At 42.9% G+C, this 13,858-nt stretch carries 11 protein-coding genes; 7 read left to right on the forward strand and 4 right to left on the reverse strand.

Going from position 1 to position 13,858, the window contains the following annotated elements:
• The 3 genes from D9603_RS21900 to D9603_RS19230 all read left to right on the forward strand — a co-directional run.
• Positions 1 to 221, forward strand: a 221-nt coding sequence (locus D9603_RS21900; protein WP_206644523.1) for a hypothetical protein, incomplete at its 5' end; no start/stop codon positions are given.
• 1 nt (position 222) lies between these two features.
• Entirely contained in the window at positions 223 to 1,134 is a 912-nt protein-coding gene (gene secF, locus D9603_RS19225) for a protein translocase subunit SecF (protein ID WP_128732516.1), read from the forward strand.
• A gap of 111 nt (positions 1,135 to 1,245) precedes the next feature.
• The gene (locus D9603_RS19230; RefSeq protein ID WP_125253134.1) at positions 1,246 to 1,671 is read left to right on the forward strand and encodes a hypothetical protein; all 426 of its coding nucleotides are present in this window, start codon (positions 1,246 to 1,248) and stop codon (positions 1,669 to 1,671) included.
• A gap of 256 nt (positions 1,672 to 1,927) precedes the next feature.
• On the opposite strand, the gene D9603_RS19235 is transcribed toward D9603_RS19230, so the two are convergent.
• Both D9603_RS19235 and D9603_RS19240 read right to left on the reverse strand, forming a co-directional pair.
• Positions 1,928 to 5,113 carry a multidrug efflux RND transporter permease subunit gene (locus D9603_RS19235; RefSeq protein ID WP_128732517.1) on the reverse strand — a complete coding sequence of 1,062 codons (3,186 nt, stop codon included), beginning with the start codon at positions 5,111 to 5,113 and terminating at the stop codon, positions 1,928 to 1,930.
• A 2-nt stretch (positions 5,114 to 5,115) separates the two neighbouring features.
• Positions 5,116 to 6,291: an efflux RND transporter periplasmic adaptor subunit gene (locus D9603_RS19240; protein ID WP_128732518.1), complete on the reverse strand. Its 1,176-nt coding sequence runs from the start codon at positions 6,289 to 6,291 to the stop codon at positions 5,116 to 5,118.
• 204 nt (positions 6,292 to 6,495) lie between these two features.
• Here D9603_RS19240 and D9603_RS19245 point away from each other — a divergent pair, with 204 nt between their 5' ends.
• Both D9603_RS19245 and D9603_RS19250 read left to right on the forward strand, forming a co-directional pair.
• On the forward strand, positions 6,496 to 7,416 hold the full coding sequence (locus D9603_RS19245) for a sensor domain-containing diguanylate cyclase (RefSeq protein WP_241651720.1): 921 nt from the start codon (positions 6,496 to 6,498) through the stop codon (positions 7,414 to 7,416).
• Positions 7,417 to 7,559: 143 nt separating this feature from the next.
• Positions 7,560 to 9,266, forward strand: coding sequence for an alkaline phosphatase D family protein (locus tag D9603_RS19250; RefSeq protein WP_128732520.1), 1,707 nt, complete (start codon positions 7,560 to 7,562; stop codon positions 9,264 to 9,266).
• 26 nt (positions 9,267 to 9,292) lie between these two features.
• Here D9603_RS19250 and D9603_RS19255 read toward each other — a convergent pair whose 3' ends face one another.
• Positions 9,293 to 10,237, reverse strand: coding sequence for a metallophosphoesterase (locus tag D9603_RS19255; RefSeq protein ID WP_128732521.1), 945 nt, complete (start codon positions 10,235 to 10,237; stop codon positions 9,293 to 9,295).
• 204 nt (positions 10,238 to 10,441) lie between these two features.
• Complete coding sequence (locus D9603_RS19260; protein ID WP_128732522.1) at positions 10,442 to 11,332, reverse strand: LysR family transcriptional regulator; 891 nt, start codon at positions 11,330 to 11,332, stop codon at positions 10,442 to 10,444.
• 112 nt (positions 11,333 to 11,444) lie between these two features.
• Between D9603_RS19260 and D9603_RS19265 the strand changes: the two genes are divergently transcribed.
• Positions 11,445 to 12,635, forward strand: a complete 1,191-nt coding sequence (locus D9603_RS19265; RefSeq protein WP_128732523.1) for an MFS transporter — start codon at positions 11,445 to 11,447, stop codon at positions 12,633 to 12,635.
• Between the two features lie 260 nt (positions 12,636 to 12,895).
• Positions 12,896 to 13,840 (forward strand): substrate-binding domain-containing protein, encoded by a 945-nt coding sequence (locus D9603_RS19270; protein WP_241651721.1) that lies wholly within the window; start codon positions 12,896 to 12,898, stop codon positions 13,838 to 13,840.
• Positions 13,841 to 13,858 lie beyond the last annotated feature (18 nt).

Here is a 13,858-nt window from a genome sequence, read left to right on the forward strand (position 1 = left end):
TATCGATAAGATTTTCTCGCCTCAAAATAGGTCACTTAATTAAGATAATTGGTATTAATTTGAATTTTGAGCATCCAATATTGATCGATGGTTTACTTACTTTGCGTAATTTTGCTATCACGCTAGCGCTTGGCATTGTGACCAGTATTTTTGCTGGGGTTATTGTATCGGGGTTACTGTCGGAGTCTTTATATTCTCAGCAGCACCAAGGAGGAAAGTAATATGAAAAGTAATACGCAACACATCAGATTGATAGGGCTTATTTTAGGGATGGTATTGGTTTTCGCGAGCTTGGTTACAGTAGCCCAAAAAGGAATCGCTTTTGGGCAAGATTTTACAGGTGGGTATGTCACTGTAATTGATGTACCAAAGTCCGTCACTGTTGATGAAATGCAACTGAAGTTACATCAGCTCGGGGTGGAGAGTGCTCGAATTGACCTGCAAATGGATGGTAGTTGGCGAATATTTCAGATTCCTTCTTCTACTAATGATTTAAAGGTAAAAGAGTGGATCTCGGAGCTAAACTCACAATGGCATGTAACGGTATTAGATGCCAGTTATCTTGGCGCTCAGGTTGGCGATGAACTTATTGAGCAAGGCGGACTGGCAGGATTATTTGCTTTACTGAGCGTGCTGCTCTATTTGGCATGTCGTTTTGAGTGGCGTCTAGCGGTATCAGCAAGTATTGCATTATTTCATGATGTCGTTATTACGTTAGGGTTATTTTCTGCCACGCAGGTTGAGTTTGACCTAACGGTATTAGCTGCGTTACTGGCTATCATCGGGTACTCTCTCAATGACTCCATCGTGGTTGGAGACAGAGTGAGGGAGCTGCTTTTTGAGGAACGTTACAAGCAAGCGCCTGTGGCAAAAGTCATTGATCAAGCGATAAAAGATTCGTTGAGTCGTACGTTAATTACCTCATTGACAACATTAGCAACTGTACTGTCAATATGGTGGCTCGCAGGAGCCGGGTTGAGTAGTTTTGCCATGGCGCTATGCTGTGGCATAGCAGTTGGTACACTATCGTCACTTGCAATTAGCGCGACTTTGCCACAGTTTATGGGATTATCATATAACAATTACCGCAAAGAAGAGTCAGAAGCAACGAAGAAGCAGCTTGCAGAACCCTGATTTTAGCAAGCATTTATCAAGTGGAAGGTTAAAAAAGTAGTGCAAACTCTTTTTTAACCTTTGTTGACTAAGATATAATTCACAGCTGTTGAAAGGAGTTGGTGGGCGCTAATGTCAAAATACAGTTTTCAGACTCGTTGCGGTAAGGTCACCCTTTGGACTGAAAAAAATATCCTATTTGCCTGCTTTGAAGGCAATATTAATGAATCCATGATCCATTTCTTTTCTCGGACGATGGAACAATGTCGTGATGAAATTGCGGTGCCAGCATGGGGTTATGTTAGTTATTCAGAAAAAGCGATTGCCGCTACACCGCAAGCCTATGATTTATTAGTTAATGTCGCCAAACGGTGTCTGCAACTAGGGTGTGTAAGCGCAGGTTATGTACTAAATTCAGCGATTGCAAAGCGCCAAATGGAAAAGCTTCGAAAAGAAATTGGGATGCCAGAGCCAATAGAGCAAGTGCTGTTTGTCGATCTGGACACTGCCGTTGAATACGTTAATCAAAATCTATCTTTCCACTATAATGCCAATTAGACTTAATTGTTGCTCAATTTGAAGGAGTAAACCTGACGCTAATAGCGTTAAAAATTTCTTACTTAGAACAACTAAATAGCAAAATTTTGTCTTTCCTACATGGATATAGGTATCTTAGCGGTAGTAGGACGCGGTAGCGAAGTTATTGACAAGATTTTCTCGCCTCAAAATAGACCTCTTAATTCTGCTCCTTAGATTGAGGGAATAAAAAAGGCCTCCTTGGAGACCTTTAAGATGATTACTACTTACCTTCAAACTAATTTACGTCGGTTTCAACCTGCTGGTGAGCCGCTTTTGTCTGGTGGCTGGCAGAAGTATGAAAGCGTTTGGTCATCGCCATAAAAAATATTGGCGTGAACAATAAGCCAAATAACGTTACACCAATCATGCCAGAGAATACCGCAATTCCCATTGTTTCTCGCATTTCAGCGCCAGCACCCGTCGCTAAAACTAAAGGAACGACACCAGCTGTAAACGCAATAGATGTCATCAGAATTGGGCGGAGCCTTAATTTGCATGCCTCAATAATAGCCGCTAAATTTGTTTTTCCTTGCTCATATTCCTCTTTAGCAAACTCGACCATTAAAATGGCATTCTTACAGGCTAAAGCAACCAGTACGATCAATGCAATTTGTGTGAAGATGTTATTATCACCACCTGTCAACCAGACACCGACCAGGGCAGACAAAATCGTCATAGGCACAATTAGTATAATTGCAAAAGGTAATTTTAGACTCTCATACTGTGAAGCTAAGACCATAAATACCAATAAGACGACTAACGGGAAAATATAAATCATCACATTACCAGCTAGAATTTGTTGATAGGTTACTTCGGTCCATTCAAACGCCATACCCTCACTTAAGGTTTCATTTAACACCGCTTCAATCGCAACTTGCGCTTGATCCGATGAAAAACCTGGAGCTGGACTACCATTTAATTCTGCTGTTGGATAACCATTGTAATGCATAACTCTATCAGGCCCCGTGGTTGGCGTTACCTTTAATACCGCGCCAAGCGGTACCATCTGGCCGTAGTTGTTCTTGACTTTATACGACAATATTTGTGCAGGATCTGCTCTAAAATTAGCGTCAGCTTGTGCTGTCACCTGGTATGTACGACCAAACAAGTTAAAGTCATTAACATACATCGAGCCAAGGTAGATCTGTAATGCGTTAAATACTTCCTCAAGCGGCACCCCTTGCACCATTGCTTGTTCACGGTCGATGTCAATATCCATTTGTGGTACTTGGATCCGAAAACTAGAATAAAGTCCCATCAGTTCAGGTTGTTGCTGAGCTTTGGCTATTACAGCTTGCAGATCTGCGAATAGCTTTTCGAATCCGAGGTTAGCACGGTCTTCAATTTGCAATTTAAAACCACCAGTTGTGCCAAGACCTTGAATAGGAGGCGGTGGAAATACGGCAACAAATGCTTCATCTATGACAGTAAATTGCTGATTTAACTTTGCTGCGATTGAGGAAGCATAAAGTTCAGGTGTAGTGCGATTTTCAAATTTATCCAGAGTGACAAATACAATGCCACTGTTAGGGCTGTTTGTGAAGCCGTTAACAGATAACCCCGGAAATGACACAGAGTGCAATACGCCCCGTGTATTTAATGCAATTTGTTCCATTTCACGAACAACAGCCTCTGTTCTATCTAAACTGGCTGCATCTGGGAGCTGAGCGATAGCAACGAGGTATTGTTTATCCTGTTGCGGTATAAAGCCTCCTGGGATGGTATCAAACAGTTTTGTTGTGGCAAAAATCAACCCTAGATAAATGACTAGCACGATAGCACTTAAGCGGATCAGCCTTTTTACAAGCGCGACATAGCCTTGTGCTGCTTTGTCAAAAAATCGGTTAAATGGCTTGAATAACCACTGTCCAAATAGTTTATTCAATATCACAGTGAGCCTATCAGGCTTGGCACCGTGTGGTTTTAGCAGTAACGCAGCAAGCGCTGGAGATAATGTCAAAGAGTTAAAAGCGGAAATTAACGTAGAAATAGTAATAGTAAGGGCGAATTGTTTGTAAAACTGCCCCGATAGTCCTGTAATAAATGCGGTGGGAATAAATACAGCACACAGCACTAGCGCGATGGCAATAATCGGGCCTGTTACTTCAGACATCGCCTGCTTTGTGGCTTCGAAAGGTGCAAGACCATTTTCAATATTACGCTCTACATTCTCTACAACAACGATAGCATCATCGACGACAATACCAATGGCAAGTACTAAACCAAATAAGGAGAGGGTGTTAATGGAGACGCCAAGCCACTGCATGGCAGCAAAAGTACCCACTAACGATACTGGTACCGCGACAAGAGGAATGATAGATGCGCGCCATGTCTGTAGGAATAAAATAACCACCAATACAACCAACACAATGGCTTCTAGTAGTGTTGAGATAACCGCATCTATAGAGCCGCGAACAAAGATTGTTGGGTCATACACAATATCGTATTCGACTCCTTCAGGAAAACGTGTCGCAAGTGATTTCATGGTTTCACGCACCTGATCAGAAAGCTCGATAGCATTTGAGCCTGGGCGCTGGAAAATAGGCATCGCAACAGCTTCGTTACCATCTAATAGTGCACGTAACGCATAATTATCTTGTCCAAGCTCGACTCGACCTATATCTCGTAATCGCGTGATTGCTCCATCGTTGGATACACTAACGATGATGTTCTCAAACTCGTTTATCTCAGCCAAGCGGCCTTTTACGTTCAGCAGTATTTGAAATTGGTTATCATTGGTGGTCGGTTGTGCACCTAATGAGCCTGCCGCAACTTGACGGTTTTGTTGTTTTATCGCTTTAACTATATCGCTGGCAGTTAGGTTACGCTCAGCTAATTGTTCGGGGTTTAGCCAAATCCGCAACGCATATTTTCCTCCACCGAACAGCTGTACGTCGCCAACACCAGGTAGTCGTGCTATCTGGTCTTTAACATAAATATCCGCGTAGTTTGAAAGGTAACTCGTGTCATGGGAGCCGCTGGGTGACACCAAATGCACGACCATAGTAAGATCTGGAGAAGCTTTTTCTGCGACTACACCAAGGCGCTGCACTTCTTCTGGTAATCTGGGCGTCGCGCTGTTTACACGGTTTTGTACCTGAACCTGTGCTCTATCTAGATCTGTGCCTAGCGCAAACGTAACGGTGAGTGTCAGTCGGCCGTCACTAGTCGCTTGTGAAAACATGTATAACATATTCTCAACCCCATTGATCTCTTGCTCTAAAGGCGTTGCTACGGTTTCGGCAATGACTTTGGGGTTAGCGCCTGGGTAAGTTGCTGACACTACAACAGTCGGAGGTACGACTTCAGGATACTCACTGACCGGCAGCTGAAACAAGGAGATGGCACCGGCGATAAGGATCACCAGTGACATCATTGCGGCAAAGATAGGCCTTTTAATGAAAAAATGTGAAAATTTCATTGTTAATTTAGTCCTTGTGTTGACTCAATCTCGGTCATTGCAACGACTTGAGCTGAAATGGATTCGGGAAGCGTCAGTGTTATATTGTTTGGACTTATGGGCATTCCAGGGCCCACCCGAGCAGGGCCATTGACTGCAATGCGCTCACCTGCGCTCAGTCCTGACTCAATCGCACGAAACTCACCATAGCGATTACCAAGCGTGATTAACCGATATTCAAGAGTGTTAGCATCGTTTACGACAAGCACAAAACGATTTTTAAGATCTGTACCAACAGCTTTATCAGGTATTATTACGCGGTTATTAAGTTCTCCGGATGATAAACTCACACGAGCAAACGACCCTGGACGTAGCAAACCATTTTTATTATCGAAAGAGGCTCTTACTTTTAGGGTGCCTGAGTGGTTATCGATAGCGTTGTCAATAAAGTCTAGCTGGCCGATAATTGGCTGTGCCTGGCTACCTAAAAGCTGAAGTTTAACTGGTAATTTATCTGTGTCGGTTACTGTGGCAAATTGGCTGTTCCATGTGCGTTCATCAATATCAAAATACGCATACATTTTGTCGGTCGCGACAATCGTTGTGAGTAGCGTGTCATTTGCACGGATCGTATTGCCTTGGGTCACTTCAGCAAATGAAATTTTTCCGCTAATAGGAGCCGTGACCTTGCTAAATTCCAAATTAAGTTGTGCAGACTTAAAAGAGGCTCTTAAGGCATCTAACTCAGCCTGACGCTGTGCCGTAAGTGAAACCCGAGCGTCTACTTCTTCAGTGGATATGGCTTTTTGTTTACTAAGACGAAGAGCTCGAGCTGACTCACTTTTCGCTTGCGAAAGCGCTGCCTCTGCTCGAGTTACTTGCGCAGCAAGGCTGGCCACGTCAGCTAAAAAAGTACGGTCATCAAGCTCAAAAAGAACCTCACCTTTTTCAACAGTATCACCTTCTTTAAAATTTACCGATCGAACAACGCCAGTTACGCGGGCGCGTAACGCGACCTCATTGGGAGAAGAAAGACGCGTTGTATAAGTGTGCCAATCGGCAACATTTATCTGTGGTGTGGCAGCTACATCGATAGGTTGTAACTGTGGAGCGTTAGTTATCGCTTGCTCTGATCCACTGCATGCGCTGAGTAAGAGTAAAGCAGAAATGAGTGTGACAAGTCTGGTTGGTTTGAACATAGTGCCTCCTGTGTATATGACGCACACTATACGTTTCATTTGTTGCGTTAAATACAGGTAATTGGGAAAATGATTGGTGCCAAATTAGAATCAATAAATGTTGATTGATGTGTATTCCAAAATAAGAGAGCGCTTTATCTGAGATAGAAGATAAATTAAATAAATTGTTTTACAGTATGGAAAAGCCAAGGGAGAACCATTATTTTGAGCGAAAACCATTTAGAAATGACACTGATTGAAGCGCTGAACAAAAGTGAAGATGCAGTAGCGATAGTGAGCCAACAGAATGTGATAACCTTTTGTAATGATACGATGGCAACATTGCTTGGTAAGCACAACAAGTCGTTAATTGGCAATACAATAGAGGCGCTATTTTCATCTGCTCAGGGGAGTGTCTTTGAGGACAGAATTGACGGCGATGAATTGGCTGACTGGTTTTTAAGTCTGAAGGGCAATCAAGACCAGGGCGCTACCGAGTTGGAGATTGATACCCTGACCGGCGTGTTTTTTAGTGTAAAGTGCCTCCCGTTAAGTTCCCATGCTTACTTCATATACGGTAAAGATATTACCGCGATTAAGGTGCTTGAGAGTGAACGAGCGCATTTGCAAAACGAGCTCGACTTTGTGTCTCAGATCGATCCGATGACACGGGTTGCTAGTCGCAGACAACTTAGTGAAAAGCTTGATGGTCAAATTAAGTTATATGAGCGCTACCGAGTTCCTTTTAGTCTAATTATTACCGATATTGATCATTTTAGAACAATTAATGAGCAATATGGTTATGCCGCAGGGGATAGGGTACTTGTTGAATTTAGTTCCCTACTTAATGGAATGTTAAGAGAAACCGACATAATAGCGCGGATCAATGGTACTGAGTTTGCCCTGTTATTGCCCAATACTGCTCTTGAAGGTGCCTCATTGTTGGCGACTCGTGCTAAAAATCTTATTGTGCAGCAAGCCTTTGAGGTGGCGTGTGATAAAAACATCGCGCTTACTAGTTCGTTCGGGGTAGTGGAGTTTTGCGGTCTTCAAAGCTCGGTAGAAGCAATGATCCACCGCGCTGAGGAAGCGCTGAGCGAGGCAAAACGTCAAGGACGAGGTAGCGTGGTTGCCATGGAGCAATAAACAGATAAGACCAGTCCTAAAACTGTCATAATGCCCCATTAAGCTTGTCAGTCCAAAAAGTTAGTCAGTGCATCTCTGTTATCTATTTATACAAGAAGGAGAATAGAGCGTAAGGTGCACTGTGTAGTTAAGGAACGAGAATAATGGCAAGTTTTACCCGTCGAGATTTTATCAAAAGTGCACTGATTGGCATTGGGGCAGCAACCGTGAGTGTTTCGCTAACCGGATGTGGCAGTAGTGGTAGTAAGGATATAGCAAGCAATGATTTTACCGTGGCGTTTGACCATGGTGTTGCCAGTGGCGACCCGTTATCAGATAAAGTTATCCTATGGACTCGCGTAACGCCGCAAGGCAATCCAAGTAGTGTTGCACTCACTTTGCAAGTTTCTGAATCTCAGGATTTTGGGGTGCTGTTACAAAGCCATCAGCTAGTGGCACAGGCGAAAAACGATTATACGGTGAAGGTCGATCTTAGTGATCTAAGCGCAAATAGCCAATACTTTTACCGCTTTGTGACCACAGAAACCCATTCACCAATCGGTAGATGCAAAACCTTACCTGTTAATGACGTAAACCAAGTTAAATTGGCGGTTATGTCTTGTGCAAATTATCCTGCTGGGTACTTTCATGTTTACGCAGAAGCTGCAAAGCGTAATGACCTAGACGCTATATTGCATTTAGGTGATTATATTTACGAATATGGTATGGGCGGCTACGCGACTGATAATGCGACGCAAATGGGCAGAGGGCTAGAGTCCGATAATGCAGAAGAAATCATTTCGTTAGATGATTATCGTTTGAGGTACGCAAAGTATCGTACTGATCCTGGTTTACAAGCACTCCATGCTAATACGCCTTTTATTGCAGTGTGGGATGACCATGAAGTTTGTAACGACTCCTATTTAGATGGCGCTGAAAATCATAATGAAGGTGAGGGAGAATACTCTGACCGTAAGCTTGCTGCCCTACAAGCGTATTATGAGTGGATGCCAGTACGCCCCATGGTCAAAGGGCAATTAGAAAGTCTGTATCGAAAGTTTGAATTTGGTGATTTACTATCACTCTATATGCTAGACACACGCCACGAAAGTCGAGCAAAATCTTTAGATTACCAAAACTATATTGACCCATTAAGCGGTCAACTTGATATAACTGGATTTCAAGCTGATCTCACTGCACCGACGCAACAACTGTTAGGCCTCGAACAGCTTACGTGGTTAACCGATAATATGAAAACTTCATCTGCCAAATGGCAAGTTCTGGGACAGCAGGTATTAATGACCAAAATGATGATCCCTGCTGAGTTACTCATGTCACTAGCAAACCCTTCTGCGCAGATGTCAGCACAACTGTCTGAGCTTGCGCAAATAAAAACACGATTAATAGCGGGCGATCCGACCCTAACAGCCCAAGAAAAGGCACGAGTAGATTTTACTGCACCGTACAACCTTGATGCGTGGGATGGCTACCCGATTGAGCGTGAAGTTATTTTACAGACAGCAAAAGCCGCTAATAAAAACCTAGTCGTTGTTGCGGGTGACACACATAATGCCTGGTCAGGTAAATTATGTAATACCAAGGGAGAGGTTTGCGGCTATGAATATGCAACGGCCTCGGTGAGCTCTCCTGGTCTTGAGCACTATTTGCAATTGAGCGATGAGCAGGCGTTACAGTTTGCTGAGGTATTAACATTGTTAGTAGATGACCTTGAATATGCCAATATTCATCAGCGCGGTTACTTAACACTTAATATCAGCAAAGAGAAAATAGAAAGTGAGTGGGTCTTTGTAGACACTGTGCAGCAAGAGCAGTTTGAAAGCCATAGTAAGCAACAAGAGCTGTTATTATAACCTTAGACTCATACAGTAAAGGGGCTTTACAGCCCCTTACATTTGGCAACCTTTGCCTTTGAGTGTAATGCCGAAACCGAAAACGGCTTATTTTTGTCGTCAGTAACAGTGATTTTTGCAATATCTAAAAACTGAAAATCTCCCGGTGCATTGAGCCGCCACAGGTTGTTTGCAAGCTTAGTAAAGCAAAATTCACCGGTATCGCCATGGATCAGCAATAGTGGATAGCTAAGCCTTGCTGCATATTGTGCAAATGTTTCGCGATATAGTTGATAGCCATCGCACTTGGCTTTAGTCGTTTTGTTACAGTGTCCAGAGTACTTATGTGGCTGATATAGGTCGGCTTGCATGAATATAACCGCCGCTTTACGCTTAGAAGATAGCAAGCTATTCAGCCATTTTATATTTTCTTCATCACGACTTTGGGATGCTTTGTACGCCACTTTTTTATTTGAAAGTAAAATCTGCCTACGGCCATTATTGGTACCGGGGATATGTAAGGTTAAAAACTGTACATCATCAACTACCCATGCCTGATTTTCTGGTAGAGTGAGTTGGCGCTTAAATTGTGGCAAATGAGGGCTTTGGACTGCAAAGTTATCGCGAATAAAGTTCAGCCTCTCTAGCTCATCATATCTTGGCGAGAGTGTTTCACGATCGCAGTCTGTCCAATCATTGTCCCCAGGTGTGTAGACAAAGGGTTTGCTACTCACATTAGAAATCAGAGCATAATTGCTGCGCAGTATTTCATTCGTGCATGAAAGCGAGCCAGACTTCATATCACCAACATGGACGATAAAGTCATGCTCAGTCGCATTCGCTAACTTATGTAACACCCCTGTTGATGTCAGCATTTCATGGTCTACCTGTGTGTATGGCATATCGCCAAAAGCTAAAAAGGAAGTTGCTGAAGCATGGAATGTGCAAATCAGAAAAGTAAGTACGATAGTAAATGAGAATATTTGTGACACGATAATGCTCCTTGGATTGAGCTAGGCATCATACACTATCTCTGTGACAGAATTAGTCTCTACAATGGGGATTTTGAGCGATAGGCTTTCATGGCTCGCGGCTGTATTTTCAACACATAGCGAGCTGTGATTGTATATTAAAAGGAAACACATTGATTGATCTATAGCGTAAATACTTGGTACGTAAGTTGTTTAATTTGATAATCAAAGCTGAAGTCTAGGGGTAATGTAATCTAAAAATGCAGAAACCCTCGATGAGACGGCACTATTTTGATAGTAAACAGCTTGCACTGTTTCTCGTCTATTAGGTGAAACAATGCGCTCGTGAAATACCTCAACCAGTTTACCTGAACGTATATCGTCACAGACCATAAAGTGAGATAAAAGTGCGATACCGTGGCCAGCAATACAAAGTTGTCGCACAGTTTCGCCACTCGACGCACTTATGGAAAACTTTAGTTGTTGTGGTGTGTGTAGTGGCCAATGATTGAGATGCGGCGCATCAGTAAAGCCAATTAAGCGATGATCAGCAAGTTCAAGAGGCTCATTCTTTGGGTTTTCAAGCTTTTCAAGATAGTCAGGGCTTGCGACTAGATGTAATTTACTGCGCCCTAATAGGCGAGCATGGAGGTTAGAGTCAGGTAAATCGCCAATTCTAATTGCAATATCAGTTTTGTATTCCAGCAAATTAATGATGCTATCATGACTGGTAATTTCAAGATTAATTGCAGGAAAAGCATTATTAAAGCCTTTAAGTAAAGGGGTAAGCTGGTGGAGCACAAATGGACTGGCAGCATCTACTCTTAGCCTCCCTGCAGGGGAAAATCGCAGAAGCCGCAACGCTTCTTCTCCTTGGGCAAGCGTATTCAGCGCTTGGCGCGCATAGTTCAAAAATAGTGTTCCTTCTTCAGTTAACTCGATACGCCGCGTGGTACGATTTAATAACGTTACATTCAATGACTTTTCTAAGCGGGTTACAGCTCTAGATACTTTTGCAACTTGTTGATCCATCAAATTGGCAGCGGATGAGAAGCTTCCTGTATCTACCACACTGACGAAAGCGTCGAGATCTTCTGATTTTGAATTCACAGCCATTGGTTTACCTTTTCAATTTTGACAAAAGTATTTTGTCATTTTTACTGTTTTTGGCAAATAAAACTTCACGCACACTACAGCAACTATTTAATCTTGGCACAAAAGGTACACTATGCCGTTTGCTTTACTCGCACTGACCCTCAGTGCATTCGCTATTGGAACCACTGAATTTGTCATCGTTGGGTTAGTCCCAACCATTTCTGCTGATTTGAACGTGTCTTTGCCTAGCGCAGGTTTATTAGTGAGCCTTTACGCGATTGGCGTAGCGATAGGCGCTCCACTATTAACTGCGCTTACAAACACATGGGAGAGAAAGCGGTTGCTTATCAGTTTAATGGTGCTATTTATTCTCGGTAACCTTATCGCTTGGCAAGCTCCAAGTTATGAAAGGTTAGTTATTGCTCGTGTTCTAACTGGGCTTGCACATGGGGTGTTTTTCTCTATTGGTGCGACAATTGCAGCTAGTTTAGTGGCCAAAGAAAGCGCTGCTAGCGCAATTGCTATTATGTTTACAGGCCTGACTGTTGCTTTAGTCATCGGCGTGCCGTTAGGTACATGGGTAGGGCAAATATTTGGCTGGCGGGCGACGTTCTTGATTGTGGCTGGGCTTGGTTTTATCGCACTCGTTGGTTGCGTATTGCTTATTCCTAAAAATCTTGAAAAAGCGCCTGCCGCAAGGTTTTCAGAGCAAGTAAAAGTGCTTGCACAGCCTAGGCTACTCCTTGTGTTTTTAATCACAATATTGGGGTATGGTGGTACGTTTACCGCTTTTACCTATCTGGCTCCCATATTACAACAACAAGCTGGGTTTAGTTCTACTGCGGTAAGTCTTGTAATGCTAGTGTATGGCGTTTCTGTTGCGGTCGGGAATATTTATGGTGGTAAACTAGCTGATAAAAAGGGTGCTGTCAGTGCGCTTACCATTATTTTTACCATGCTTAGCCTGGTGTTGTTGGCGCTTACCTTCACTATGCAGTCCAAAGTCGGTGTGATAATAACGGTCGTATTATGGGGAGCTTTTGCCTTTGGTAACGTGCCTGGGTTACAGGTCTACGTTGTGCAATTGGCACAGCAGCTTTCTCCTAAGGCGGTTGATGTCGCATCAGGTTTTAATATTGCGGCATTTAACATAGGGATCGCACTTGGATCTATTCTTGGGGGGCAGATTGTTGACAGCATGTCACTACAAGATACCGCTTGGGTAGGTGCACTGATAAGCATGATGGCGTTGATAGCAACCCGCTATAGCGGACATTTGGATAGTAAACCCAAAGACAGAGAGTTTACGAACGCCAATAATTAAAATAAACCTGCAATGCTTAGCGTCCTGTGAATTGTTCGTTATTGAAGTACTTCTAGATGAGTAGGGCGACTAGCCTAGGCATTGCATTAATTGTTCATCCTGTTGCTTGTTTTATATGCCGGTTTATTGAGGGTTGCGTTGTCTAAAATATCGGTTATGCTTTCTGTAGAGATTAAAAATAGTCCACTCGAAACATGCAGTTAACTCATAAAGTACAGCGTTTTATTGTAATCGCAATAGGCTTGATAAGCCTATTAGTTATGAGCCAGAACGCGTACGCCAGCATAACCATTGCCGTCGTTGGTAAGACTAAAAACGACAGCTTTTATGAGCAATCGTTCAAAGGCTGTGTTCATTTTGCACGTCGTCATGTTGACTTGACATGTAGTTACGATGGTGCTGATGATTATCAGGACTTTAGAACACAAAGCTTAGTGATAAATGACTTATTATCGCAAAAAGTAGATGGGTTATTAATTTCCACGACTGATTCTGACTTTTTGGTTTCTCGTTCACTGAAAAAAGCAAAGCAGCTTAATATACCAGTAATAACCTTTGATTCAGATTTACTTGAAGCACATAAAAGTTATCGCCTCGCATATGTAGGTACCGATAATTTTGCGTTCGGTGTTGCATTAGGTGAGGCCGCCAAAGCATTTAAGTCTAGCGAGCCACAACAAGTTTGCATACAAACAGGGCACCACTCAACACCAAACCTAGATAAGCGAATGAACGGTGTCAGGTATGCACTATCTGAGCACTCAAGTATAGAGCCACTTAAAGGTGAGCATGGCTGGATTGAGTTTGAGCGCTGCCCACTATATACGATGGGCAAGCGTGACGATGCTCTTAGCCAACTATTGGCACTAATGCAGTATGAGAAACCGCCTATTTTTTTAGCGGTAGCAGGTTTTGCTCAGTTTCATCCAAAATATATAACGAAGTTGACTCCGTACAGGGAAAAAGTGAGTAGCGAAAAAGCCGTAATTATTTCGGCTGATACTGAAGAAATACAGTTGAGAGCCTTAGAAAACCGCTTGTCCACAATAAACATTGGTCAAAACCCGTTTGAAATGGGTCGCAAGGGAGCTGAGCTGCTGTATCACGCCATTAAATTGGGAAAAATGCCATCACAAGACAGCTACTATTTAGACTTTCATTATTGTAACCAAGAAAATACACGAAGCTGCACGGTAAATTACTAATACCAATTTGCTTAATTA

The sequence above is a fragment of the Pseudoalteromonas sp. PS5 genome, assembly GCF_004103255.1.
GTDB lineage: Bacteria > Pseudomonadota > Gammaproteobacteria > Enterobacterales > Alteromonadaceae > Pseudoalteromonas > Pseudoalteromonas peptidolytica.